Raw genomic sequence first — 22,854 nt, forward strand, 5'->3', positions numbered from 1 at the left:
GTTCACCTCGTTCCAATATACAAAAACACCATCCCAATTAACACCAGCACCAAATCGACAGCCTTGCTTTTCAAATTCTTTTCACGGAAGAAGATAGCTCCACAGATAAATGAAACAATTACGCTGCTTCGCCTTACCATCGAAACAATAGAGATCATAGAGTCTTCGTAGCTTAGGGCATAGAAATAAGCAAAATCGGCTGCGGAAAGAAATATGGAGATTAAGATAATCGTCCAATCCCACCGGAAAGGAGTAGTGGTTTTTCTCTTGGGCCACCACAATAATAGGATAATCGGACACATAATAAATACCTGATACACATTATACCAAGATTGCACCAGCATCGGATTTAGCTCTTTCATCAGGTACTTATCATACAAACCGCTAATGGCTCCGGTAATGGCAGCCAGAATTATAAAAACAATCCATTTATTGTGGGCAAAGTCAATGCCTTCTTTCTTTCCCGAACGGCTCAACATAAAGAAAGATATGATAGCCAACATGACTCCAATCCATTGATACAGGTTTAAACGCTCTCCGAAAATTAACATCGCTCCAACTAATACCATAACAGGACGTGTAGCATTAATAGGACCTACAATTGTTAATGGCAAATGTTTCATCCCAAAATAGCCGAATATCCAAGAGGAAAGCACAATAAATGATTTGACCAGAATAAACTTATGAACCTCCCACCCTACTACAGGCATATCGAAAATGGTATTTCCCAGTACCTTCGGCGCAAAGGAGGCAAGGAAGATAAAAGGAAGAAAGATGATGCTTGAGAAAATAGTATTCAGAAACAATACCGGAAGAACGGCATTGTCTTTTAATGATCGTTTTTTACATACATCGTAAAATCCGAGTAAGGCGGCGGAGAGGAAGGCAAGGAGTAGCCACATATTTATTTTAAGTTTTATATATTGAGTATTTTAATTGAATATAAATAGATACTCATAATTAGTATGATACCCCCTCCGCCCTTTGGGCACCTCCCCCTTGCAGGGGAGGAATTCCTGCGGCATCGACTCCTCCCCTGCAAGGGGGAGGTGCCCAAAGGGCGGAGGGGGTGTTTTATAAACTAATTATGAATACTTACTTATCATTATAAGTCAGTAGCCTCTTTCATGAAATTATACAGCCATTCCAAAGCCGTGAAGTCTTCGATGATTGAATCGGCAAAATTCGCCGAGTACAGTTCCTCGCTTATGGGGCCTGTTTTTTCCACCCATATACCTTTTCGTTGTATCCAAGGCTGGAAGTATTCCGGCAGGTCATTTGCTATCGGACGCTTGTAGAGATCTCCATTCACGGTATACCCTCTATCTAAAACGGTTTTCTGAGTTACTTCCTGAAATTCGCCGGCTTCATAAATAATTGCATCACGCAAATTATCCATCACTTTTTTCTTGGGTTGAAAGAGTCCCAAACCAAGCGTATAACTTTTTTCTCTCAGATCGAGAAAGAAGCCCGGATAGTCTTTCCACTCCTCGCGACTAACAGGACGCTGAAAAGACATCCACATAAATGTTTTATACGGACTCTTGTCTTTCGAGAAACGAACATCTCTGTATATACGCGATATGGCACGGTGAGGGCGCATCTCAAATTGCGGATCAATGGCATACATCACCGGAGTTAATGCTCCGAAAAGAGCTTTCAACGGATTCAACAGTTCCGATTCGTATATATGCTTATTGGCATCAAACCATTCTTTATTGTTGTTTTCTTCCAGATCTCTAAGAAACTGAAACGTTTGCGGTGTGAAACCTCTAAATATTTGTTTTTCCATTTACAGTTAGCAGTTTATAGTCAGCGATTAAGTAGCATCAATTTTCAATTCTCACCTTTCAATTCTCAATTTAAAAAGTTTTCTTCAGGGTATTCTACATCCACCAGAAACAAAGCATTGCCCGGCACAGATGATCCGGCTTTGCATCGATCTTTTTGCTCTATAACATTCCGAAAGCCTTGCAGTGTCATTTTTCCTCTACCTACTTCAAGTAAGGTGCCTACTACGGCACGTACCATATTACGCAAAAAACGATCGGCACGAATCGTAAATACCCAGGTATATTCATCCTGTTGTTCCCATTGGGCGTGAGTAACCTTGCAGTTGTTGGTCTTTACATCGGTATGCAATTTACTGAAACTGGTAAAGTCGGTATATTCAAAAAGAAGTTTGGCGGCTTCATTCATCTTCGCAAAATCCAAAGGGGTAGAAATTCGATACCGATAAAAACGATCGAACGGGTATTTATGTGTAGTGATATAATATTTATAGGTACGAGCGGTCGCATCAAAACGGGCATGAGCGTCGGGCTTTACTTTCCGCACCTTATATATAGATATATCTTGAGGAAGAATGCGGTTTAGCTTATCAGCCACTTGCACTACGTCCAGTTCGTTTTCATAATCGAAGTGGGCTATCATCAGAGATGCGTGCACACCGGCATCCGTTCGTCCGGCACCGATTACTTCGATGTCTTTTCTCAGGAAAGTAGACAAAGCCTTCATTAAACACTCCTGAATGCTTTTCCCATTAGGCTGTATCTGCCAACCGTGGTAATTGGTTCCATCGTAAGCAAGGTAAATAAAATAGCGCTGCACGTTTCGGTGGTTTTGAGTTATTGGGCAGCAAAGGTAGTGATTTTCTAAATGACAACATTAAATGTTAACGAAAACATTGTCAGACTATATTTGACCGAATTACACAATCATCTGGTGGGTAACGGCGGATTCAAACAAAAATATTCGGTGGATAACGGCAATACATCAAAAAATATTTGGTGATAGCGTTAGGATTATGTATTTTCGCGTCATTAAATAAACAGAGAGATGGAAAACAAACCTAAGATATTATTTCGCAGAAAGATGTACGACCGTATGCTACAATGGAAACGACAGCGAAATGGGCAGTCTGCTCTGTTGATTCAGGGAGCTAGGCGAATAGGCAAGTCTACATTAGTTGAGGAGTTTGCACAAAACGAGTATAAATCATATATTCTTATCGACTTTGCGTTTGCTCCGAAAGAAGTACACGATTTGTTCAAGGACATCTCGAACCTGAACTATATTTTTCTCCAACTCCAACTAATATATGGTGTACAGCTTTATACCAGAGAGTCGGTTATCATCTTCGATGAAGTTCAGAAGCAGCCATTAGCTCGCCAAGCGATAAAAATGTTAGTGAAAGACCATCGTTATGACTACATTGAAACAGGCTCGCTGATTTCTGTTCACTCTACCAGTGATAAAATTCTGATCCCAAGCGAAGAAACAAAAATGGATATGTTTCCGATGGACTATGAAGAGTTTCGTTGGGCTATGAACGACACTGCCACAGTTCCACTTCTCCGTCAGACTTTCGAACAAAAAATTCCGCTTGGCGATGCCATTCATCGCAGAATGATGCGCGACTTCCGTCTTTATATGCTTGTTGGCGGAATGCCACAGGCTGTAGCAGAGTATATAAAGACAAATAACCTGGCAGCAGTAGACTTAATAAAGCGCGATATTATATCGCTCTATATGGAAGATTTAAGAAAAATCGACCCGTCGGGCCGTGCTTCAAAAATGTATCAGTTTATTCCGGCCCAGCTGAGCAAGAATGCCTCTCGTTATCAAGTTGGAGCAGTAATTGAAGGAGAGAAACCCGACCGCGTGACCGGTATCATAAAAAAAATGGCGGATTCAATGACTACCAATGTAGCTTATCATTCCAATGACCCAAATGCGGGATTAGCGTTGACTGCTGATTTCGAGCGTTATAAGATGTATACCAGCGACACTGGATTGTTCATCACACTTGCTTTTATGGACAAGGATTTTACCGACAATGTGATTTATACGAAATTACTGAATGATAAACTGAGTACAAACCTCGGCTACGTTTATGAAAACATGATTGCACAGATGTTGCGAGCAGCCGGTAAAGAACTATACTATCATACAATACCTTATCAAGAAGGTAAAAAATTCTATGAAGTTGATTTTGTATTGGCCGACCAGTTCAAGATTTCCCCAATCGAAGTGAAATCTTCAGGATACAAGAGCCATGCTTCGCTTGACGAATTTTGTAGAAAGTATTCCAACCGTATTCAAAACAAGTATCTGATTTATACCAAAGACTTGCAAAAAGAACAGAGTGTACTACATCTACCTGTGTATATGACAATGTTTCTGTAAATGATATTATTCTTTAAGTAGGTGTTCATAATTAATTCATATAAGTAGATGTGTTCATAATTAGTTATATCATTACCCCCTCCGCCCTTTGGGCACCTCCCCCTTGCAGGGGAGGAATTCCTGCGGCATCGACTCCTCTCCTGCAAGGGCAGGCCTGTTAAATTCTAATTTTCTCTTTATCAATTGCCGTCTGCTTTAGCTGACGGACTATGAAATCTTTATACAACCAGGGCTTCAGCCAAATGATTTGTTTGGCTAAAGCCAAGAAAAAGAAAGAAATGCTCTGAACCGTCAGCTAAAGCAGACGGCAATTGATAGAACTTAACAACCCTCCCCTGCAAGGGGGAGGTGCCCAAAGGGCGGAGGGGGACTTTCTCATACTATGAATTAATTTTGAATACCTACTTATGAATTAAACTGCAAGCATTTACCCCTCTCGGGGTGACTACTAAGACATGATTTGTTCCATTATTTTCCCTTGAGGTTCACCTTGGGGTTCTTGAGGTTCACCTTGAGGTTCAGCTATAGCTTTTAGTGGATCGAATTCATTTGATTTTTTATAAACGTCTATCTCTTTACGTAAATTGTAGATATGTTCAATGATTCAAATCACAATCTTACGTACCACCTCTATGCCATAATTTTGGCAAGCTTCTTTATCGGTTACATCGAAATATAGAATCAGGTTTACAAAGCCCAGGTACTTACGGCCGTTATGCTCCAGAATACCTACCCTATCGTTGGAGGTTATAAATAACAATCCTTCATTTAAGCTCTTGGGTACACGGTAGTATGAATTCTGACCCTCCGGATCGAAGTTTGTTTCTGTACAAAAGTAGATATATTCGCTTGTTATAGCAACCGGAACAATCCACAAATCATATTCGGACTCCGGATATTGGTTGATCAACTTAAATGTTTCGCCATCTATGCATTTTTGCAATTGCGCGGCCATGTCTTCATCTTGCAACCTGATAATTTTTTGAGCAGGAAAGGTTCTATTGACATCCAATATAGACTGCAATTCTATAACAGTGGGTGCATCCCAGTCGTCCAGTTCGCAAGCAAACAGAAAGGTGCTGTCTTTAAATAGGTGCTGCCTTTTGAGAAATGCCGTAGTGCTATCGGGATGTTCCACAAACAGCGTTAGTCCTTGTTTATTATCGTCCGAAAACACAGCCTCGTAGCGCACATAAAGCGTTTGCTTTTTTTCTGTATTCACCACATAGCGATACAAGAAATAATCATCGGTGGCTACCTGCTCAAATCTCCAAAATACGGTAGGGGCAGAAAGCATCGTGGGCTCTACCCAAAAGCAATCACCTAAATCAAAAAGTACCTTGCTTTTTGCTACCTCTGCATTCAGTTCGTATAGGTTTGATGAATTAGAGAAACTACGATAGGTTTCGAGTACGGTAGATGCTACATAAATCAGGTATGCCCGGTTGCAACGTATTCGTTCTCTGACGGCTTTCTCGAATCTATCCAGTACCGGCAGACGATACAATGCTTCGTCGCATTCTATAAAGTCGCGCAGAAAGACATACATCTCCTTGAAATCGGCCATAATATTCTTAACATCCCCCCTCTTAGAGGTATACAGAGGCAAAACGCCCAACATTAAAAGTATCAATACAGGAACATCGCCCCCTCTGTTGGGCATTCTATTAGCTATATCTCTCAAGAATCTTTTATTATCGGGCAACTGATAGTCTTTTATATAGGCGCATTTCAACAAAACGTGTATATTTTCTTTTTGAAGAACCTTGTCCCTACCTCTTATATATCTGCAATAGAACTCCGAAGCTGTTTTGTACCAATCTAAGATATCTTCCAAATCTAAGGTTTCATCCAGCAGTTCGTACGTTTCGCGATTAAGTTCACGAAAAATACACCGTGCAGCAAATGGCTGTATAGTGTTAATACTATTATTCGAAGTGAGATTATATCCAATATATTGCCCCAACTCATCATTCGTATTACAGAAAAGTCGAAGCCTAACAGTCTGATTTAACAACTCTCTTAATTCTATATTGGTTTTAGAAGATTCTTTTTTCATATTTAGCATTAGTATTTTAGTACAAAAGTACGTTTTACTCCATTTTCTGCTGTAGAGCACAAAGATAATGAAATCTATTTTTGAGGAAATGGTTTGAATAGACTTACTTTGTAATTTAATAATGTGAATCTTATGAATAAAGTAACAAAAGCACAATATGAGTTTGCTTTAGCAAGAATAGAGGAACTCCTACCATTAGTTGATGACAATATTCCTGCCAACAACAAATATGCAGTAGAACTTTCTGTTATGTCCGACATTGTTATTGCATACGAAAAAGAACATTATCCAATAGAAAAGCCAACTATTGTGAACTGATACTTGGGCTTTAAGCAACTTCACTCCGGGGCTTTTCAAAAGGTCGGACCTAACGCTACATTAGGTCGGACCTTTTGAGTAATTAGGTCTGACCATTTGCCTCGTTAGGTCCGACCAAACTAAATTTATCTTCCTTGTAAAACAAAAAAACTATATTGAAGGGGAGTAATCAAGTACTTCTACCTCTTTAATATTCTTAATGTGAATCCCCTAACCGGAATTTTAATGAACCATTTTTCACCATGTATTTAGTATCCATATACTATTTACTCCTTTTTCTATCAAAACCTCCCAACAAAAGATCTGATATTTTTGCCTGCTCCCTGATTTGTAGATTACTTCGCAGAGGATAAACATCCAATATCAGTACATGATAAGTAGGTATTCAAAATTAATTCATATAAGTAGATGCTCATTATTAGTTGTACTATACCCCCTCCGCCCTTTGGGCACCTCCCCCTTACAGGGGAGGAGTCGATGCCGCAGGAATTCCTCCCCTGTAAGGGGGAGGTGCCCAAAGGGCGGAGGGGGCTTATTATATAAACTAATTCTGAACACTTACTTACAACTTTAATTCCACCAATGGAACAAATATAGTTATCAAACCAAATAAATATGAGAAAAGTAGTTTACTTATTTATCTTATCGCTTTGTATATTTGCGTGCAACAAGCAAGAATCAGAAATCACACATCTGGCATTTAAAAGAACAGATTCCGACAGGTGGGGACTAATTAGTACCGATGGTAAAATCTTATTCGAAAATGAGTTTGAAGAAGAACCTTCTTTTGCTGTGAATGGTCTTTTTTATGTTAGAAACACCGAAGGATTATACGAATACTACACAGCAGAGAAGAAGCCAATAAAGGTAGGGGAAGAATACGTGTCGGCTTGCCCGTTTTGGAATGAGATAACCCCGGTAGCCAAACCCGAAAAGCCCATAAGCTTTATAAACAAAAATGGAAAAGAGGTATTTGAACTGACTACATATAAAGGTGTAGCCATAAAAAGTGCCAGTACCTTCAGCGATGGATTATCAAGAATAAAAACAGAAAGCGGCTTGTATGGTTATGTAAATACCAAAGGCGAAATGGTAATCCCACCCCAATATACCGTAGCAAATCAATTTGCAGATGGACTGGCTGCCGTTTGGGAAAACGACTCCATTGCTTATGTGATAAATACTAAAGGCGAAAAAACGATTGATTTGAATACTGCTCCTAGCGATTATGGATCTCAGGCCTATTTTAATATGTATTCAAATGGAATAATGCTTTGTGGTTATCAGGGAGAAATGCCTTACTTTACATATTCTATAAATAAAAAAGGAGAGAAAAAGGAGTTTCCCGAAAACATTTTCACACAAGATTCCAATTCACGTTATGGACACTTATTCTTTACTCAAAAGAATCAAAATGGGAAAACTTTTTTTGGAGTAATGACCAACAAAGGGGATATTATAATACGTGCAAAATATGAAGCAGGCCGTGAGTTTGGAGGAACCGATTTTGATTGCGATAATCGTATGGGCTTTTTCGGCAAAGATTATATCTGCATTTTCGACAAAGGAAAATATGGCTTAATCAACTATAAAGAAGATGTGCTTTTTAAACCTAAGTTTGATGACCTTTTACCTTTCTACAACAATAAACAAGCCTTTGCCAAAGAGCGTAATTCGTACCGCTTAATCAATAAAGAAGGAGAAAGGGTAGACAAGGAGGAATATGATATTGTTTCTTCTGCGCAAGAGGGTTACAATATTGCATATAGCGATTATTTCGATTTTTCGAGTATCACAGCACACTTAGATTCTATGCTAACCGATGAAGGAACTATTTATTTCAATATAGGCATGACCCTTCGCGATGTAAGAGGTAGACTGACCGATTGTAACAATCCTAAAAAATATAGAAATGAGGAAGAATTGAAAGTAAACATCTCGGAGACAAACAATATTCGCCTTGAGAACAATCTCCGTTTTGATAATGATATAGTAAAAACCATCTATGAAGAAAGCTGGTGGAGCCGCACTCCTGTAGATTATAAATTTAACGACGATGCCTTATTGAAGATCATAGAAGTTAAGTTTAATTTCGGAAGTATTTCAATCCGGAATCTAAGAGAGCGAAAAAACAGAGCTTTTGAAGAGTATTTTAAAGCTAACTTTCAAGAAGACGAAAATGCTTATGATGATTTCTCATCATACATTAAACCGAATCTCAACTACAAAATAATGATTCCGGATTACAACAGAAATAGAGGCTACGAGTATTCCTTATTTATTGTAAGCAAAGACTATAAATGAAATTAAAACAACTTCTACAAAACTATAGTTTTAACAGCATTGTGCCGCACCTTGTGAGGCTATACCCTAATCAAGCAGGATCAATACCTGCTTATAAAGGCGCGTACGATATTTTGCTTCATACAGAAGAGGTTGAATCCGACGAAGTTATGGCTATAAAGCGATGGAAAGACCCTGACAACGAGGTATATATCCATGTGACCAATTGCGAGGGAGACAGTTGGGACTGGAACTTAGGAAAAGAACTGGTAATTGAAGACGGCATAGTGCTTTCCGGCGAAGAACTTGCTGCACACTGTCTGTGGAGCTTGACTTTTTACGGATTCAGTCCACGCGATAAGGCACACGCCTTTGACGAAGAGCCTAATTTTAAGAACAGAAAGCAACGAATAGAGCACCTCATTGCACGTTTAACGGCAAACAAAACGCTTTGCCGCAAAGAAATCAACTATCTGCATCGCACAAAACGAATCATGGAAATTCCCTATAATTCGTATGCCTATAATAAAGAACAACGGCTTCCGTACTTAATTGATCTTTTAGAAAACTACGAACAGAATGACCTTAGTCCATACAACACCTTCATCTTGATGATAAGTACCTCGAAAGAAAACCCTATACTTGCAAGCGAAAAAGAATACCTCTCGCAGTTTACAGCATGGTTACCAAAAGGGGCAACATATCGTTGGGCTTTTGGCATAAACGAGGAACTGGGCGAAGAAGCAGAATTACTGTTAGTAGGATCATATTGAACCGGTTTTATATTCCTTGCAAACTACCTTTACCGACCAGTACTGGTGGGGAGTACCGAGCAGTACAGATGGGGACTACCGACCAGTACTGGTCGGTAACACTTTTTGCAGCAAAACGAAAAACTGTATTGCAGGGAACTAATCAAGTACTTCTACCTCTTCAATATTCTTATATAAGCAACCCATTGGCAGAATTAAATAAGGTACGTGAATCCTCATTAGGGGATTTAGTGGCAAGTATTTAGTACGCATATACTATTTACTCCTTTTTTTATTATAACCTCCAAACAAAATATCTGATATTTTTGACCGTTCTCCAATATATAAATTACTTCGTAGCATTAAACGCATTCAGCTATTAAGCATTAGCAGTTATTAATATTTTAATGATATATTTTTCTTAAAAATAGATTCTTTTTGTATGTTTGTAAACGATTAAACATTAAAAACAGAATTATAGAAGAAAAAGAAAGAAATTAAAATATTGATTGAACGTTAAGACGGTTATTTGGTTCACTAAAATCTAGCAGTTTTATATCGAATCCAAAGTAATAAGTCTAAAAGCGTTCACACCCCAACGAGGGCGTGGACTGCTTTTGCTTATTCTGGATTCAGGGCATGCTAGAGCCTTAGTGAGCGGATAATGCGGAAGTAGGGACACGCTCTTTTTTTGTAGGTGTATATTGTATTTTTTATATAATCTAAAATTAAAAAATAAAGTTATGAAAGATGTAAAAAGATGTATGAGGTAATTTTGAAACATATGCAATCTAAATTTCAAATACTTCAAAGAACTTTTTGCTATTTCAATGGAACAACAAAATAAATTACTATTTAACCATGTCAGACTACTTTTTTTATTGTATCATAAATGCAACAATGTTCCTTATAGGAATCATCATGCTTTTTATACCTATTAATGTTGGTAAGTATAAACGTATAAATGAACAGATAGGGTTTTTTTTTATTGTAATTTCATTTCTAATAGGAATATTGTCTTCGTTGGGTTATGTATTAAATAGTTGGGTTATGTATTAAATATTTAATAGCGTTGGCTGTAGGACTCATGTTTAGTATAGAAAGAACAAAGAAGTTAGAAGAGCAATAAAATTGTGATGCTGTCGCGAATGTGATGACCATCGCAACGGTTGCATAAAATAATGAAGTAAAAATTTAAAAAAACAAGCATATTTGCTGCTATTTGAACAAGTGACAAAAAAATGAATCTATAATTTTCTCAAAACAGTTTAATTAAAATTACAATGAAAAAAGGACAAAGCACAGAGAACGTTGAAAACGTTGAGAATTTAAAAAAATACGAAAAGGAATATTCAGAGAGTAAATTATTAGATAAGATAGTCAAATTTGCTAAGAAAGCTGGCGTTAAGACTATTTACGCAGTAATGTTAGGCTACTATGTTTTGCAAGACGAAAATTTTCCTAAAGAGCAGAAACTTCTCATTATAGGAGCTTTAGGCTACTTTATTCTTCCAATAGACTTAATCCCCGATGCAATTCCTATTGTAGGTTTTGGTGATGACCTTGCAGCCCTAACTTATGCTTTATGGAAAGTCTGGGCTCATGTCACTCCTGAAATTCAAGAAAAAGCACGTTTTAAAGTAGAATCGATCTTCGGAAAAGTAAAAGATGAGGATATTGTTTTATTTTAGTAATAGTAAGGAATATTCTTTTCTAAATAGGTTGGTGATAGAGAAAGGTATTGATAATCCATTTAATACCAACAATAAAATTCCATAATAAAGCAAAGAACATGAACAATGAAGAAGAAGCGGTTCAAAAAATAGAAGGAGAAAAATTCATAAATGAATTAGCTAATGGGAAAAGACCAATACTCCCATTGGAACTTTCTGTTGAATTCATCAAAGGTGTTGTAAACAATATTGATGGATTAATAAATGTCTTGAAAATAGAGTCGGAAACAGAAGAAAAAATAGATTCTAACATATTGAGTTTTATTCAACCAATAAGAGATTCTTTGTTATCTATGATTCAAGATGGAGAATTATCTAAAGATGAGAAAAAAGAGGCTAAAGATATGCTCATGCGGTTAACTGATTGGTATTTAAAGTATTGCGAAAATAGAGCCAAAGAACAACAAGAGTCTAAAAAGGATATCAAAAAGCTAATTACTGCATTTGGGGGCTTATTAACTATGATAGTAGGGGGCTTAGTCTATGCTTTGAAAAGAAAAAACGAGACGTCATGAATATTTCCACCATCAACTCCCACCTAGAGAGTTCCCTTACTAGTAAGGTTTCTTTCCGTCGTAAGAGCTTTACCATTCATGGTATATCCGTGAATGGCGTGTTCCCTGTATTTGAAGGTATAGAAATTCGATTACCCGACTATTACATGACAGACGCTTTTTGGGCAGCACACAATAATAACGACCAAGTATGTTATCGCGAGCAAATGCGAGCAGCATCACGACAGTTGCATGAAATGATAAAGAAAAATCCCAAGTTAGCCAATCAATATACCACACAGCAACAAAGCGCCATTGCAGAAGGAAAACATCAAATACCAGAACTCACATGGCATCATAAAGAAGACTGGTTGATAATGCAATTGGTTGATGCCGATTTACATAAACGATATAAACATACAGGTGGAAGCTATACATGGAATAAGAAGCATTTTCAAAAGTAATTACCTATAAAAACAACAATTGTAATCATTATAATATTAATTAGCCATGCCCATTTACAGAGTAACAGTAAAAAATGCAAGAAACGCCAACGGCGTTCGTTTAGAGAAAGGAATGTCAGTAGACGTAGTAACAAACAACATAAGCAACCCAGTTGTTGCGAATGGCGGACAAGCCGTTATTGATGCCTTCTTTCGTATTTATGGAATTGATATAAAGAAAGCAGGAGCACTAACAACAGCTTATTTGGATGCAGTGAAGATAGGGTAAGTATTGAATTAGATTCTTGTACACATTAACATTAATAACGATTTATGAAAGATTTTGATTTATTGAAAAATGCTGTTGAATTAGTGAATATATTAGATAAGACAGCAGATGGGAGCTTACCGCAAGAAATTGCTGATATTGTTAAATTTCATACCAAAGGAGCAACAGTATCTGCCTTAGCTACTGCTTGGATTCCTGGAGTGGGCAGTACAGCAGCTCTTGTAGCAGGAGCAGGATTTGTTTGGGGTATGTATTTGCGTATCAATACCAAAATAGGCCTTACAATGACAAGTAATATAGTAAAAACATTAGCTTCAGGTGTACTAACCAATCTTGCTGCTGCTGCTGCGACAAGTGTTATTGTTTCTTCTGCAATGTCTTTTTTCCCTGGGATAGGAAATGTGGGTGCATCGGCAATAATGGCAGGAACCGTTTATGCTGCCACAATAGCCTCTGGCGTTATTTATCTTAAAGTGCTCACAAACTTATTTAAAGCAGGGAAAAATCCAGAAGGGCTATCAGCGGAAGAACTAAAAAATGCAGCAAAAAGAGTTACTAACGAAATGGATGTAAAAGAATTTATGAATAAAGCCAAAAAAGAATATAAAAAGGCCAAAGAAGCTGGAGAGTTTGACAAGGCTAAAGCTTTTTCTATTTGTGAATCTTGTGGAGCTCAAATGGAAATAAACATGAAATTCTGTCCTGATTGTGGGGCAAGAGTTAAGAATTAAAAATAAGAATAGATGAGAATATTCTGTACTGTTTTACTTTTTTTGAAAAATAAAGTAAATAAAGGATTGTAAAATAATGGAAGTGGCTATCCATAATATTAATTTGCAAACAAAAAGAAAATTATGAGAAACCTTCAAGAAATATCACAAAAAGAGTATGTTAATCAATTCTTATTAGGGGTAATTATTAGCGTAATTTGCACAGGAATCATCTATTATTGCCTTGATAATTCGTTTTGGCTAATGTTATTGGGTTGGCCTCTTATTTTAGTTGGAATAATTGTATCCATAAACTTATTGGTTAAGTATATTAAATACAATACAATGGATGAGTATGAATGGAGAGAATATGCAAGAACTCATCGAGCTTTCCTTAGTAAGGCTACTTATACTCATCCATTAACAAACGACACTCAAACTGTTAGAAGAGGGTTTTCAATACCAGTATTCTTATTTGCTGATTGGGTTCCATTATTTAGAGGGCAATGGAGTTTATTTTTCAAATTTTTCATTATTATATTCACTATTGCATTTTTAGGGCTAACAATACCCGTTATAGGGCCTCTGCTTATGCGACAGGTTGGAGCCTTTGCTTTAGCTAGAAGATATAATTCTATGTATGAAAATTGGCTAATTAAACAAGGGTATATTTTAGAAAAAACCGAATATATTAATGATAGTGCTTCGAAAGTAAGAAAACAAATCAATAGCACTACCTTAAGCATAGATATTTCTCCAAAAAATAAAAAGGAAAATACACCATTAATTGCGCAATTCACTAAAGAAGAACAAGAGTACTTAGATTCTATAAACAATTGCATTGAAAATGAAGATATTTCTGAAGAAGAAAGAAAAGATCTTTTAAAGTTACAAGAAAGGGTAATAGAAGAAAGTTACAAAACTAAAATATTCTAATTTTCTTAGTATCCTCTTCATGCTCCAATACATCGCCTCCCAATCCCACTACCCCCTCTTGATGCAACAACTTCAAGCGGTAAAACACACATTGTGGATAGGTACTGCCGACCTCAAGGACCTCTATGTGAAGCCGGGAAATGTGGCCATTCCGCTACTTGCTGTATTGGAGCAAAAGATTCGGCAAGATGTATCCATCCGCTTGATTCATGCCAAAGAGCCCGGGAAGAACTTCCGCGAAGATTTTGACAAGTACCCACTACTATGGGAAGCTATGGAGCGAGTACTCTGTCCCAGAGTACACTTCAAAATGTTGATTTTCGACCTGCAATCTGTTTACATTGGCTCTGCCAACCTTACAGGAGCAGCCTTTGGCATGAAAAGCGAAACAACCCGAAACTTCGAAACCGGACTCTTTACCGATATTCCCGGTGTAGTAGAAGCCGCCACCAACCAATTTGATGAAGTGTGGATGGGGAAACATTGCAAGGCGTGCAAAAGGAAGAGGTATTGTGGGGATAGGATAGGATAGAATAAGGATAGCCCGAATGGGCTTAAATATAAATAACCCCCAGTGAAGCGAAGCGACTGGGGGATAATAATAATATCAACCCACACGTGAACCCCGTAGTGGGTTCAATTGACTATTCAACACCTACGGCGTTGGTGGTGAGGGTGAGTTTCTTTCCTCCCCCAGTCGCTTCGCTTCACTGGGGGTTATTCACATTTTACCCCTGTTGGGGTAATTGTTTGTGAATCTCGTTTCAATCATTTCCGAACCGTTATGAGTTAATCCCCTCAAACTCATTGCCTCTCCAAATAAAAGCGTTATTTTTGTCATAGAAAAGAACATTTAATAAACCCATATATGCGATACCTCGACCCCAAAGCCGACCTGACCTTCAAGCGTGTATTTGGCGAACACCCTGATTTGGTGATGAGCCTACTGAACGCCCTTCTCCCTCTAAACGACGAGGAAGAGATAACCGATATAGAGTACCTTGCTTGCGAGATGGTGCCCGAAAATCCTTTGCGCAAGAATAGCATTGTAGACGTTCGCTGCAAAGACAAACAAGGCAGGCAGTTTATTGTAGAGATGCAAATGATATGGTCGCCCGAGTTTAAACAGCGTGTATTGTTCAATGCTTCCAAAGCTTATGTTCGGCAGATAGATACCGGCGAACATTATGAGCTTTTGCAACCGGTATATTCACTCAATCTGGTGAATGAAGTCTTCGAATCGGATTTAGAGGGCTATTACCATTACTACAAATTGGTGCACGTAGAGCATACCGAAAAGGTGATCAACGGTCTTCACCTTATATTTGTTGAGCTTCCTAAGTTTACTCCTGATACTTACGCTGCCAAGAAAATGCAGGTATTGTGGCTTCGTTATCTTACGGAAATCAGCCAGCATACACGAGAAGTTCCGCAAGAGTTAATGGATAACCCTCAAATAAAGAAGGCTGTTACTGCCTTAGAGGAATCTGCCTTTACTGATGCTCAACTGCTGGGTTATGAGAAGTTTTGGGATATTATTAGTGTGGAGAAAACACTATATAGTAGCGCCGAGCGGAAAGGACTAAAAGCAGGGATGGAACAAGGTCTGAAAATTGGTCGTGAAAAAGGCCGCGAAGAAGGTCGTGAAGAAGGTCGTGAAGAAGGTCGTGAAGAAGGTCGCGAAGAAGGTGTAAAAGAAGAAAGAATTGCTAATGCGCGAAACTTCAAGCAGCTTGGAGTATCTGCTGATATTATAGCTAAAGCAACCGGGTTGTCGATAGAGGAGATAGAGGGGTTGTGATAGGTTAAATACGAATCAATTATTTAATCACCCAATTTTCGTCAATCGTATTTTATAAATTAGTACCTTTGCGAAAACATTTCAATTATGATTGATGAAATTCTCAGAAAAAAGATATTTATTCCTCGCCCATTATATACAGAAAAGATAAAACCGTTTATCGACAAAGAAATCATCAAAGTCATTACAGGACAGCGGCGAGTAGGCAAGAGTTATATCCTTTTTCAACTAATAAAGGATATACAGGAAACTGATCATTCGGCGAATATTATCTATATCAATAAAGAGCTACAGCCCCATCAACACATTACAGATGATGCTATATTCTACCAATATGTAAAAGAACTGCTGCAACCTAATGTAAAGAACTATCTTTTCGTTGATGAAATACAAGAAATCAAAGATTTCGAAAAAACACTAAGAAGTTTATTAGCTGAGAATTGCTGCGACATTTTTTGCAGTGGAAGCAATGCCAATATGCTATCAGGAGAACTAGCAACTTTTTTAGCCGGCCGCTATATTGAGTTTAAAATACATTCATTGGGATACGAAGAATTTATGCGCTTCTTATCATTGGAAAATTCTGTTCAAACGTTAAACAAATACCTTACTATTGGTGGAATGCCATACATACACATCATTGGGACAGAAGAATTTGCGGTGTTTGAATACTTACGCAATGTCTATTCTACCATTTTACTAAAAGATGTTGTGGCACGTGAGAATATTCGTAATGTGACGTTTCTCGAAAATTTAGTAGATTTTTTAGCGGATAATGTTGGTAATCTTTTCTCTGCAAGCAATATTGCTAAATACTTAAAATCACAACATTCTTCTGTTTCTACACAAACAGTTCTGAATTACTTAAAGCCACTTTCTAATGCCTACTTTGTACATAAAGTGCAACGGTATGACATTTCAGGCTTAAAAATATTTGAAGTAGGAGAAAAATACTATTTTGAAGACTTAGGTTTGCGCAATTGTATCCGTGGCTTTAATATCCGAAAAGATATTCACAAAGTAATGGAAAATGCAGTTTACCTACATTTAATACAGTTAGGATACAAAGTATATGTAGGACAACAAGCATCTACAGAAATAGATTTTGTAGCAGAAAAAGATGGACAATCCGTATATATCCAAGTATGCTATATGCTACATGATGAGAGCACCATTCAGCGCGAATTTGGCAATCTGTTAAAAATAGAAGATAATTACCCCAAATATGTAGTAACAATGGACGAATACAGCGCCGGAAGCTATAATGGTATTCTACAACTGCACCTAAAAGACTTCCTTATGAAACGATCTTTTTAAAGATAAAATCTCATGTTCGTATCAAATCATCTTTGCAAACTAATTTTACGTCTAAATACGAATCAATTATTTAATCATGAAAAAAACGATCATAAAACTGAGCTTACTAAGCTTATTGCTGATGCTGTTTTGCCGGAATGCTTCGGCACAATCTGATATTGTAAAAGAATACCTTCATTACGGTCCGTTTGAAGTGCGAACTCCGTTAATGATTGATACAGTAGATATTAACAAGAAGAAGTTCGATGTAAAAGCATTAATGACAGAGTCGCTACCGGTTGCGGCATACTCGGGAAAAGGAGATGTTGTAAAAACAGACGAAGAGGGTACGCTCATTATCAACCCTCAGAAACAGGGCTATGCCATTGGCTTGCTGACGTTCTATCTGGATGCTCCCGTTTTCTGCACACCGGAATTAACCATAAAAGGACTACCGGATGCAGCCGAGCTTTATCTTAACGAAAAAAAAGAAAACCTGAAAAACGGATCGGCTAAATTGACATTGGAACCCGTGCGCCACGAACTGGTTATTAAATATATAGCCGAACCCAACAAGGAGTATAAGGTAAAAGCCACAATCAGCGATCCGAAAGGGTTAACTCCTGCTGCTACTACCAATCCATCAAAGAGATACAGTATATATGATGCTGTTAACGGAAGGCGAATACAATCGGCTAACATCTCGCCCGACGGAAAGTATTATTTAGTTCACTATTATGATGTACTTCCTACCGGAAAGAGAACCGAAAATATAGTGTTGATTGACAGCAAAAGCAACAAACAAACAACATTGAAACACACCGGATTGCGATGGATGCCTACAACCGGAAAGCTGTTTTATGTATCGGAAAGCGCCCAAGGACTTAACTTGGTAACAGTAGACCCAAGCTCTTTGGAAGAAGAAGTTATTGCATGGGGACTCCCAACCAAACAATTCACAATATCGCCTACAGAAGATTTCATCATCTTCTCGAAACCGGATATCGGACCGGCCGAGAAAGGAGAGGTAAAACAGGTATTAGACCCAAGCGACCGAAGCCGCAGTTGGAGAAACAGATCTTCTTTATACAGGCATAATCTATTGAGCGGAGTTACGGAAAGGCTGACTTTCGGCAACACATCAAATAGTTTGCAGGATATTTCGCAAGATGGACGTTATTTGCTATTCGGCAGTTGGCACTCAGATTACAGTGATACTCCTTTTACTTGTATGACCTTCTGCACATTAGATATGCAAACCATGAAGGCAGATACCATAGTAATAAACGACAGAGATGCAAACAGAATGCTTTTCTCGCCCGACGGAAAGGAGTTGCTTGTTCTGGCATCAGCAAATGCTTTCGGCGGCATCGGGGCGAATGTGCCCGAAGGACGAATTATAAACAGCTACGATAAACAATTGTTTTTATACAATATTGCCGACAGAAAGGCAAAAGCTTTAACCAAAGATTTTGATCCATCCGTAAAATCATTCATCTGGAGTGACTACGATAACCTTATTTACATAACTGCCGAGAATGAAGACCGAGTATCACTCTATTCCATCAATCCAATCAAAGAACAAATAACGGCTATAGCAACAACAGAAGATGTGGTGTCGAGCCTATCCTTGAGTCGGGCTACCCCTGAACTTCTTTACTACGGATCGGGACTATCGAACACATATCGGCTGTACACTATAAATCTAAAGAAAAAACAAGAACAGTTGCTCGATGATGTATCAGCTAAAACACTTAAAGACGTTCGATTTGGAGAGGCAGGAGATTGGAACTTCACCAGTAGCGAAGGAGATCTGATTAAGGGGCGGTATTATCTGCCGGCAGATTTCGATGCAAATAAGAAATACCCGATGATAGTGTACTACTATGGAGGCACAAATCCTACAACCCGACGCTTAGAAGGACATTACTCCCCTCACATCTTTGCCGGAATGGGATTTGTGGTTTATATTCTGCAACCCAGTGGTACAACAGGCTTCGGACAGGAGTTCTCTTCGCGACACGTTAATGCTTGGGGAAAAAGAACAGCGGATGAAATAATAGAGGGAACAACGAAGTTCTGTGATGAACATTCATTTGTTGACAGAAAGAAAGTGGGCTGCGTAGGTGCTTCATACGGGGGATTCATGACTATGTATCTGCAAACGGTGACGGATATATTTGCCGCTGCCATTTCTCATGCCGGCATAAGTAACATTTCCGCTTACTGGGGCGAGGGTCTTTCAGGTCACAGCTACAGTGCCATAGCCAGTGCCGGAAGCTATCCGTGGAATGCAGAATGGCTTTATGCCGGACAAAGTCCGCTGTATAATGCCGATAAGATAAACACTCCCCTCCTCCTTTTACATGGAACAGCAGACACCAATGTACCGGTAGGGCAAAGCTATGAAATGTTTGTGGCTCTCAAGATATTGAAAAAAGACGTTGCCCTGGTAGTAGTAGAAGGCGAAAACCATGGCATCATGAAGTACGACAACCGGATAAAATGGAGCAACACCATGTATGCCTGGTTCTGCAAATGGCTGAAAGACAGACCGGAATGGTGGGAATCGCTTTATCCGGAGAAAGAGTTGTTAGAAAGGTAATGAAAAGGGGGTTAATTCCCCCTTACCAAATATTCTCCAATATTTCTTGTTTCGGCGTTAAACTGTACAAGAAATCTGAGGAAAGCATATTCTACTTCATTATTTGGAAACTTCAGCAGATACATATTTAGCCTCGATTCATAACCTTTGATAGTTAGATAACCACTTTGGTAAAATACAGGAATAGGATTATTGGCCTCAACACGATATTGCATAAAAATATCCGAACTAGTTTCTACTCCGTCTATTAACTCTCGCAAATCATAATCGCTCCGTTTAAGCAACTCAACAAGAAAAGTAGGCGTACCAGTCTGGAACCAATAGTTTTCAAACTGCTGCTTATAGAATGAGTTCAGTACACTAAATGGATTAAACATTCCCGGCGAGTTTGCGCTGAAGTGATAACCATCATATTGAGCTTTCATATATGCAACCGTTTCCTCAAACGAAAGGTTATTACTGAGGCTCATTTGTTTTATCTCAGGAGTGAAAGTAGCTACAAGTTCCTCTTCTGTAATACCACACACTGCACTATATCGCATATCCATGCTGATATCATTCAATTGATTGAGATCACTGAATATACTGACATGCGAAAACTTGGTAACCCCTGTTAAGAGCACAAAACGTAAATAGCGATCAGAACTTTTCAATACAGCATAGAAAGCTTTCAAAATATTGCGGTACTCCTCTGCCAACGGCTCATTAAACATAGTCTGCAGCAAGGGTTTATCATATTCGTCTATAAGAATAACCACACCACGGCCAGTTTGCTCGTAAGCTCGATGGATAACATCCATAAAACGACCGGAAAGAGTTTCACTTGTACTGTTTGATGAATAGAAGGTTTCCCACTTACGAAGCTGGCGATCAATAATATCTACCAACCGTTCTGCCGAATCGTATTTCTCTGCATTCAAATCAAGATGCAACACAGGGTAAGTATTCCATTCTTTCTCCCATTTCTCTATTGCCAGTCCTTCAAAAAGATCTTTCCGCCCTTGAAAGTAAGATTCAAAAGTAGAAAGCAGCAGACTTTTACCAAAGCGACGGGGACGACTCAGAAAATAAACACTCCCCGTATTGGCTATTTGCCACATAAGAGCACTTTTATCAACATAAAGATAACCTTCCTTACGAATTCTTTCAAAGGTTTGTATCCCAATGGGGAGTTTGCGAGTTAAATCTATTGCTGAGATATCCATAATTACCAAGGTTTGATAGTAAAAACAAAAGTAAGCATAATTATTGATTATGGGAGAAAGGAAAGTACACAAAAAAACACAGAAACTCAAAAGCAAGTTTCTGTGTTATATTCAAATTAAAGTAATATCAGCATCAATATTCCAATACTCTGGGAAGAGTTTTAGCTTCTTCAACCCATTTTTCCACTTCTTTTAAAGATGGAGTGCGACGGGTTAGTTTTTTCTGTTCGTTTACTTCTTCCATTTTAGCGCAAAGATTGTCTGCTCTTCTTTGTGCCAACTCAGGAACTGTATCTACACCGGCTGCTTCAAGCAGTTCAGAATACTCCTGACCTACTCCGGTAATACGAAACAAGTCAACCATATTGGCAAACTTCAAAATCAGCTTCTCTGATATCTCGGTTTGCTCGGCAAGATTTTTTCTTTGAGTCTTTGTTTTTACGTTTTCAAGCAATTTGTCGGTAGTGTTAATACCTACATTGCGAAACTTCTCTCCCATAACAGGACCTATGCCCTCAATTTCTTCAATTTTATAATTTGCCATAAAAAGTGTGTTTGTTGACCCTCCTGAAAAGAAGGTCGGTTATTAATATTAGTTATCATTCTCTATCAATGATTTCTCAAAAGTAGGAATAAATTAATTAATAATCAAGTTTCGCCCCTCTAATCAACAGAAGCGAGAGTTGTCTGCCAACCTAAACCCACGAAGCAGTTCTTCAATACTCAACCGTTTCTTGCCTGCCACTTGCAGGGTTTTCACGGATATCATCCCATCTGCTGTGGCTACATACAGGTAGGTTTTTCCATCTGTCAGAAGCGATCCTTCCGGCAAATTATGTTCTTTATTTATCTTTTCTGTTTCGTAGATTTTTACGGCAATGCGTTTTCCATCCGGTGTTTCCATCTCCGTCCATGCAGCAGGGTAAGGAGAAAGACCACGAATGAAATCATATATCCTTTTTGTTGGCTGCGACCAATCAATGCGACAGGTATCTTTAAAGATTTTAGGAGCCGGACGAAGCTCTCCAACTACCGCCATCTCCTCCTGAGGAATTGACCTGACCGTGCCATTAAGAATAGCCTCAACTGTTTCTACCACCAGTTCTCCACCAAGATTCATCAACTTATCATGCACAACACCCACATTGTCGGTATCGGCAATAGGTACACGAACTTGCTGAATGACTTCTCCCGTATCAATTTCATGAGTCAGGAAGAAGGTTGTGATACCCGTTTCCGTATCGCCATTCATCACCGCCCAGTTGATAGGAGCTGCACCGCGATACTGTGGAAGCAAAGAAGCATGAAGATTGAAAGTTCCCAAACGAGGCATATCCCAAACCACCTCGGGCAGCATACGAAAGGCAACTACTATCTGCAAATCGGCTTTCCATGCACGAAGCGCACTTAAAAATTCTTCATCTTTCAACTTCACGGGTTGCAACAAAGGCAAATTCTTCGACTCGGCATATTGCTTCACCGGAGAAGCCTGTAATTCACTTTGATGCCGACCCACCGGCTTATCGGGCATGGTAATTACCCCTACCACATTATAGCCGCCTTCTACTAAACAACGAAGAGGTTCCACCGCGAAATCGGGGGTACCCATATATACAATACGCAGAGCCTCTACAGCCCCTATAGCCTCTCCCCGACCCTCTCCAAAGGAGAGGGAGGAGGGAGATTGATTATTTTGTGTATTCAAATCCTTATCCATGATTTCTATTTTAATGCCATCTTCT

19 protein-coding genes and 2 pseudogenes are annotated in these 22,854 nt (G+C 38.6%); 14 read left to right on the forward strand and 7 right to left on the reverse strand.

The window, feature by feature from the left end:
- Positions 1 to 2: 2 nt before the first annotated feature.
- The 3 genes from D0T60_RS13710 to truA form a co-directional block, all read right to left on the reverse strand.
- Positions 3 to 902, reverse strand: coding sequence for a DMT family transporter (locus D0T60_RS13710; RefSeq protein ID WP_163218674.1), 900 nt, complete (start codon positions 900 to 902; stop codon positions 3 to 5).
- 203 nt (positions 903 to 1,105) lie between these two features.
- On the reverse strand, positions 1,106 to 1,792 hold the full coding sequence (locus D0T60_RS13715) for a DUF2461 domain-containing protein (protein WP_163218675.1): 687 nt from the start codon (positions 1,790 to 1,792) through the stop codon (positions 1,106 to 1,108).
- A 65-nt stretch (positions 1,793 to 1,857) separates the two neighbouring features.
- Positions 1,858 to 2,610, reverse strand: coding sequence for a tRNA pseudouridine(38-40) synthase TruA (gene truA / locus D0T60_RS13720; protein WP_163218676.1), 753 nt, complete (start codon positions 2,608 to 2,610; stop codon positions 1,858 to 1,860).
- A 228-nt stretch (positions 2,611 to 2,838) separates the two neighbouring features.
- Here truA and D0T60_RS13725 point away from each other — a divergent pair, with 228 nt between their 5' ends.
- Positions 2,839 to 4,188, forward strand: coding sequence for an ATP-binding protein (locus D0T60_RS13725; RefSeq protein ID WP_203558345.1), 1,350 nt, complete (start codon positions 2,839 to 2,841; stop codon positions 4,186 to 4,188).
- Between the two features lie 604 nt (positions 4,189 to 4,792).
- On the opposite strand, the gene D0T60_RS13730 is transcribed toward D0T60_RS13725, so the two are convergent.
- A complete protein-coding gene (locus D0T60_RS13730) occupies positions 4,793 to 6,247 on the reverse strand; it encodes a hypothetical protein (RefSeq protein ID WP_163218677.1) in 1,455 nt (484 codons plus the stop codon).
- Between the two features lie 132 nt (positions 6,248 to 6,379).
- On the opposite strand from D0T60_RS13730, the pseudogene D0T60_RS13735 reads away from it, so the two are divergent.
- The 13 genes and pseudogenes from D0T60_RS13735 to D0T60_RS13795 all read left to right on the forward strand — a co-directional run.
- Positions 6,380 to 6,556 (forward strand): annotated as a pseudogene (locus tag D0T60_RS13735) (transcriptional regulator); the annotation flags it as partial.
- Between the two features lie 624 nt (positions 6,557 to 7,180).
- Positions 7,181 to 8,869, forward strand: coding sequence for a WG repeat-containing protein (locus tag D0T60_RS13740; protein ID WP_163218678.1), 1,689 nt, complete (start codon positions 7,181 to 7,183; stop codon positions 8,867 to 8,869).
- Entirely contained in the window at positions 8,866 to 9,621 is a 756-nt protein-coding gene (locus D0T60_RS13745; protein WP_163218679.1) for a DUF6557 family protein, read from the forward strand. The genes D0T60_RS13740 and D0T60_RS13745 overlap by 4 nt, the downstream gene beginning before the upstream one ends.
- A gap of 1,262 nt (positions 9,622 to 10,883) precedes the next feature.
- Complete coding sequence (locus D0T60_RS13750) at positions 10,884 to 11,291, forward strand: YkvA family protein (RefSeq protein ID WP_163218680.1); 408 nt, start codon at positions 10,884 to 10,886, stop codon at positions 11,289 to 11,291.
- Between the two features lie 101 nt (positions 11,292 to 11,392).
- Entirely contained in the window at positions 11,393 to 11,848 is a 456-nt protein-coding gene (locus tag D0T60_RS13755; RefSeq protein WP_163218681.1) for a hypothetical protein, read from the forward strand.
- Positions 11,845 to 12,291 (forward strand): HNH endonuclease, encoded by a 447-nt coding sequence (locus tag D0T60_RS13760; RefSeq protein ID WP_163218682.1) that lies wholly within the window; start codon positions 11,845 to 11,847, stop codon positions 12,289 to 12,291. The genes D0T60_RS13755 and D0T60_RS13760 overlap by 4 nt, the downstream gene beginning before the upstream one ends.
- Positions 12,292 to 12,337: 46 nt before the next feature.
- Positions 12,338 to 12,559 (forward strand): DUF6140 family protein, encoded by a 222-nt coding sequence (locus D0T60_RS13765; protein WP_163218683.1) that lies wholly within the window; start codon positions 12,338 to 12,340, stop codon positions 12,557 to 12,559.
- A 44-nt stretch (positions 12,560 to 12,603) separates the two neighbouring features.
- Positions 12,604 to 13,290 (forward strand): zinc ribbon domain-containing protein, encoded by a 687-nt coding sequence (locus tag D0T60_RS13770; RefSeq protein WP_163218684.1) that lies wholly within the window; start codon positions 12,604 to 12,606, stop codon positions 13,288 to 13,290.
- Between the two features lie 123 nt (positions 13,291 to 13,413).
- Positions 13,414 to 14,205: a hypothetical protein gene (locus tag D0T60_RS13775; RefSeq protein WP_163218685.1), complete on the forward strand. Its 792-nt coding sequence runs from the start codon at positions 13,414 to 13,416 to the stop codon at positions 14,203 to 14,205.
- 61 nt (positions 14,206 to 14,266) lie between these two features.
- A complete protein-coding gene (locus D0T60_RS13780; protein WP_239059568.1) occupies positions 14,267 to 14,737 on the forward strand; it encodes a phospholipase D-like domain-containing protein in 471 nt (156 codons plus the stop codon).
- 336 nt (positions 14,738 to 15,073) lie between these two features.
- Positions 15,074 to 16,006 carry an Rpn family recombination-promoting nuclease/putative transposase gene (locus D0T60_RS13785; RefSeq protein WP_163218687.1) on the forward strand — a complete coding sequence of 311 codons (933 nt, stop codon included), beginning with the start codon at positions 15,074 to 15,076 and terminating at the stop codon, positions 16,004 to 16,006.
- An 87-nt stretch (positions 16,007 to 16,093) separates the two neighbouring features.
- A complete protein-coding gene (locus D0T60_RS13790; protein WP_163218688.1) occupies positions 16,094 to 17,323 on the forward strand; it encodes an ATP-binding protein in 1,230 nt (409 codons plus the stop codon).
- Between the two features lie 76 nt (positions 17,324 to 17,399).
- Positions 17,400 to 19,907 (forward strand): prolyl oligopeptidase family serine peptidase, encoded by a 2,508-nt coding sequence (locus D0T60_RS13795; RefSeq protein WP_163218689.1) that lies wholly within the window; start codon positions 17,400 to 17,402, stop codon positions 19,905 to 19,907.
- 59 nt (positions 19,908 to 19,966) lie between these two features.
- Here the strand turns inward: D0T60_RS13795 and D0T60_RS13800 are convergent.
- From D0T60_RS13800 to fmt, 3 genes and pseudogenes are all read right to left on the reverse strand, one after another.
- Positions 19,967 to 21,112 (reverse strand): annotated as a pseudogene (locus D0T60_RS13800) (AAA family ATPase); the annotation flags it as partial.
- A gap of 133 nt (positions 21,113 to 21,245) precedes the next feature.
- Complete coding sequence (locus D0T60_RS13805) at positions 21,246 to 21,656, reverse strand: DUF4332 domain-containing protein (RefSeq protein WP_163218691.1); 411 nt, start codon at positions 21,654 to 21,656, stop codon at positions 21,246 to 21,248.
- Positions 21,657 to 21,779: 123 nt separating this feature from the next.
- A complete protein-coding gene (fmt, locus tag D0T60_RS13810) occupies positions 21,780 to 22,829 on the reverse strand; it encodes a methionyl-tRNA formyltransferase (RefSeq protein WP_163218692.1) in 1,050 nt (349 codons plus the stop codon).
- Positions 22,830 to 22,854 lie beyond the last annotated feature (25 nt).

The organism is Bacteroides sp. 224 (genome assembly GCF_010500995.1).
GTDB lineage: Bacteria > Bacteroidota > Bacteroidia > Bacteroidales > Bacteroidaceae > Bacteroides.